Origin of the sequence: Thermogutta sp., from assembly GCF_014359955.1 — a bacterium.
Lineage (GTDB): Bacteria > Planctomycetota > Planctomycetia > Pirellulales > Thermoguttaceae > Thermogutta.
Window position 1 is genome coordinate 1 of sequence record NZ_JACIYL010000392.1, and the last position, 4064, is coordinate 4064.

General features: G+C 60.6%; 4 protein-coding genes. All 4 read right to left on the reverse strand.

Annotated features, from left to right (window positions below; all coding sequences use genetic code 11):
* A partial coding sequence (locus H5U08_RS11870; RefSeq protein ID WP_297033270.1) for an ATP-grasp domain-containing protein occupies positions 1-811 on the reverse strand: 811 nt, incomplete at its 3' end.
* A gap of 10 nt (positions 812-821) precedes the next feature.
* Positions 822-1601 carry a sugar transferase gene (locus tag H5U08_RS11875; RefSeq protein ID WP_297033272.1) on the reverse strand — a complete coding sequence of 260 codons (780 nt, stop codon included), beginning with the start codon at positions 1599-1601 and terminating at the stop codon, positions 822-824.
* Positions 1602-1726: 125 nt separating this feature from the next.
* Positions 1727-2794 (reverse strand): low-specificity L-threonine aldolase, encoded by a 1068-nt coding sequence (ltaE, locus tag H5U08_RS11880; RefSeq protein WP_297033275.1) that lies wholly within the window; start codon positions 2792-2794, stop codon positions 1727-1729.
* A gap of 39 nt (positions 2795-2833) precedes the next feature.
* Positions 2834-4064 (reverse strand): RNB domain-containing ribonuclease (locus tag H5U08_RS11885; RefSeq protein ID WP_297033277.1); only part of this gene is annotated, 1231 nt, incomplete at its 5' end.

Sequence of the window (4064 nt, forward strand, 5' to 3'; positions counted from 1 at the left end):
GATTGACGTCAATCACGGCGGTTTTTTCACCGGCAATGATCTGAACATTAACCGGCCCGCGGTGGCCTTCGTGAGCCAGCGCAGCGAGGACCTGGTCCGCCACCCGGGCGACTGCTTCATCCCGGATGGTGCAGGAGCGAAACGCCTCACCACCTACGACCTTCTCCCTGATGCGCACCACGCGAATGATGGGCTGGCCCGCGCGATTGACGTAGCCATCCACGCTGTATTCGGTGCCCGAGATAAATTCCTCCAGGAACATGGCGGGGTCGGCAAGCACCTGACGGGCCTCCTCCTTGTTGTGGCAGACGCGGGCGCCGATCGAGCCGAAGCCTCGGGCCTGTTTGGCAAACAAGGGAAAGGGAGCCTGGTCCAGGTCTGCCGGGTGAAAAACCCTCGGCACGGGAATGCCGCGGCGTTCCGCCCATTCCGCAAACCGACGTTTGTCGAAACACAGTTCCGCCACAGGGGCAGGTGGTGTCATCAGCGTGACGCCGATTTCTGCAAAGTGTACCCGGTACGGGGCAAGGGCCAGAACATCGATGTCAATGAGAGGAACGACGACGCCGATTTCGTGTTCCCGACACAGCGCGAACAGAATGCGGGGATACGAAGGATCGGCAATTGGGGGGACCTGGAAGGCTCCATCTGCGAATGCCCCTGCCGGTGTGACGGCTTCGCGATCGGCCACATAAATCCGGCCTGTTTGAAACTCAGGGATTTCCTGCATGGCTTCGCGAAGCTGGAGAATGTGCCCCACCCACTTGCCGCCGCAGGTGACCAGCACATTGGGACGAACTGTGTGACGCATGGAAAACTCCTCAGGCAGCCCGGCGATTCTCATGCCGATGGGTTTCTCGGGATTGCGAGGCCGTTTCCATCGAGGAATCGCTCTGCTGGTTGTGAAGAGAATTGGTCGAAAGTTCTCTCGCGGTGACGCCTCCGGAGAGCTTCCAGGTGAGGTCTTCCCGTCCCGGATGCAAGCCCAGGTCGTCCACGACTTTAACGTCCTGGCCAGCTCCGTCGAAAAGCATCCCGGTGGGCACCTTCCAAAGTGTGAGCGCCAGAATCTTCAGATCCAACAGGAGACTGAAATGATCCACATAATACACGTCGTAAGCCAGGCGCTCGCTAAATTTCAGGGCGTTTCTTCCCATCACCTGCGCCAGGCCCGTGATCCCAGGCCGCATGTTATGGCGGCGGGCTTGTTCGGGGGTGTAGCGGGGCAGATATTCCACAAGCAGCGGTCGCGGTCCGATGAGACTCATATCCCCCCGCAGGACGTTCCACAATTCAGGGAGTTCGTCCAAACTGAAACGGCGGAGAAAGCGTCCCAGAGGCGTCAGGCGTTCTGCATCGGGAAGCGGTGTGCCGTCGGGACGGAACGCATTCTGCATGGTGCGAAACTTGTAGAGCGTGAAGAGGCGACCGTGCAGACCGGGCCGTACCTGGCGAAAGAGAATGGGCCGACCCATGGTGGTCCAGATTGCCAGGGCAATAATTGCCAAAAGCGGCGCCAGCAGCACAAGTGCGACCGCAGCTCCTGCGACGTCAAAGATGCGTTTGATGACGAGTTGAATTTCCCTCGAGCCTGTCGCCATGCGCGATGCTTCCCTGCACATGCCGCAACGTTTCCCCGATGGCATAAACGCGGACGCCTTTTCCTCGGATGGGCCAACGGTTTCTCTGCCTGGCTGACAAGCTTACGGGGAACCGCCCCCCTCAATCAAGGTGAATTTCGGCACGGGCGGTACCCACCCATGACATGGCGAAGGACTCCCAGCGCTTCGTCCACATCGCGAGCGGTGACATCCAGATGCGTGACCGCCCGAATCCGCTGCGGTGCAGTAGCCAGCATGAGCACGCCATGCTCTTTGAGAATCTGGGAAAGCTGGGCTGCTGTGCCCCATTCTGGTGACACGTCAAAGAGGAGAATGTTGGTTTCCACCGGGATGGGCATGGGGGTGAGGAAAGGGATTTCCGCCAATCCTGCGGCGAGTCGTTGGGCATTCGCGTGGTCTTCGGCCAGTCGCTCGATGTGATGGTCCAGAGCGTAGAGCGCAGCCGCAGCAAGGACACCTGCCTGTCGCATGCCACCGCCGAGCACCTTGCGGTGGCGTCGCGCTTCGGCAATCAGGTCTTTGGGACCCGCAAGGGCCGAGCCAACCGGCGCCCCGAGGCCTTTGCTGAAACAAACGTTGACGGTGTCAAAAAGTCGGGCCCACTCATGAAGGGGGATTCCCGTAGCCACCGAAGCATTCCACAGCCGTGCTCCATCCAGATGGAGGGCCAGGTGGTTCCGGCGTGCCCAACCCGTCAGTGCTTCCACGAGCGAAAACGGCTGGACGCGGCCTCCCCCGCGATTATGGGTGTTTTCCAGAGTGAGCAGCCGCGTACGCACAAAATGGACATTTTGCGGGCGAATCAGTCCCTCCAGTTGCTCGGGCTGAATGACGCCCCAGTGGCCCTGCACGGGTCGCGCGGCAACCCCGCAGATTTGGGCATAACCGCCCTGTTCGTAGTTGTAGATGTGGGAATCCGCCTCGCAGATCATCTCGTCGCCGGGTCGGCAGTGCAGCCGTACCGCGATGAGATTGGACATCGTACCGGACGGCACAAAGAGGGCCGCTTCCTTGTGGAGGAGCTCGGCGACACGCTCCTCAAGCCGCTGGACGGTGGGATCATCGCCCAGGACATCATCGCCGACCTCGGCGGCTGCCATCGCCGCCCGCATCCCGGGAGTTGGTCGGGTGACTGTATCGCTGCGGAAATCGAGGATCCGCTCCGTCTTCATGCGACGTTCCCCATAATCCCCTGGCGCGGAAGTGAAAGTTTATTTCGGCTTTTTTCTCGCAGAACGGCTGCCGCCCGGTTTGTTCGCACGTCTCGTTCTCATTTCCGCCCCTTTGACTCGCTGAGAAAGGGAACGGTGCCGATTCTTTTTGGTCGCCTTTTTGCCATTATGAAATCCGGCCAGGGACTCTTCCACGATCCCCGGCGTGGGATGACCGCGGTGGGCGATGAGCCGAAAATCGAGCTGGCGGCGTTCCAGATCCACATGGGCGACTGCCACCTGGACGAGGTCCCCCAGGCGGAATTGATTGCCTTTTCGCCGCCCGACCAGGGAATGGGACGTGCGGTCAAAATCGTAATAGTCGTCCTGGAGGGCTTCCACGGGAATGAAACCATCCGCAGGGAGAGCAACTCCCTGAACAAACAGCCCGTACTTTTCCACGCCCGTGATGATCCCCTCCATCTCCATGCCGATTCGCTCGCTGAGGAAGGAGAGGAGTTTCAATCGGGTCAGCTCTCGCTCGGCCGCCTCGGCACGCTCTTCGCGGTCCGAACAGTGTTCACCCAGCGTGACCAGTTCCGCGGGGTTGATCCGTGGATTCTTCCCGAGCAGGAGGGCATCCACCAGCCGATGAATCGTGAGATCGGGATACCGCCGGATGGGCGACGTGAAGTGGCAGTAGCACTCGCTTGCCAAAGCGTAATGGCCTTCTTCCAGTGGGCTGTAGATGGCCCGCTGAAGTGATCGCAACACCGCGTAATGGACCGCATACTGTTGGGGCTTCCCGGTGGCGTACTCGAGCAATCCCTGCAGGCCGAAGCGATCTTCCAGGTCGCGAGGAGGAAATCCGAGTGCCTCCACAAATTCCCGCAGCAGGCGGAGCTTGCGCTCGGCGGGCGGCTTGTGGATTCGCCGCAGGAAGAGCCAGCCGCGGTCGCGAAGCGTCTCCGCCACGCTTTCATTGGCGGCCAGCATGAACTCCTCGATCATCTGATGGCTCTCCGTGTTGGGCACCAGATGCGCGCCGATCACCCGGCCGCGACGATCCAGCTTCACCTTGACCTCGGGCATGACAAGTTCCAGGGCTCCCCGTTCGCGTCGTCGCTGGCGGAGAATGCGCGCGAGGTCGCGCATCCGCAGGAGGAGATCATGGACTTTTGTGCCCCACGCTTTCTTGTAGGCTTCCGGATTTTCCAGAAATGCGTCGACCTGCTCGTAGGTGAGACGTTTGTCGCTGCGGATGACCGACCGGTAAATTTTCACATCGGTT

What these genes read in the sequence shown, in the direction of transcription:
- H5U08_RS11875 (WP_297033272.1), bottom strand. Translation starts at nt 1,601, where the DNA reads ATGGCGACAGGCTCGAGGGAAATTCAACTCGTCATCAAACGCATCTTT.
- ltaE (WP_297033275.1), bottom strand. Translation starts at nt 2,794, where the DNA reads ATGAAGACGGAGCGGATCCTCGATTTCCGCAGCGATACAGTCACCCGA.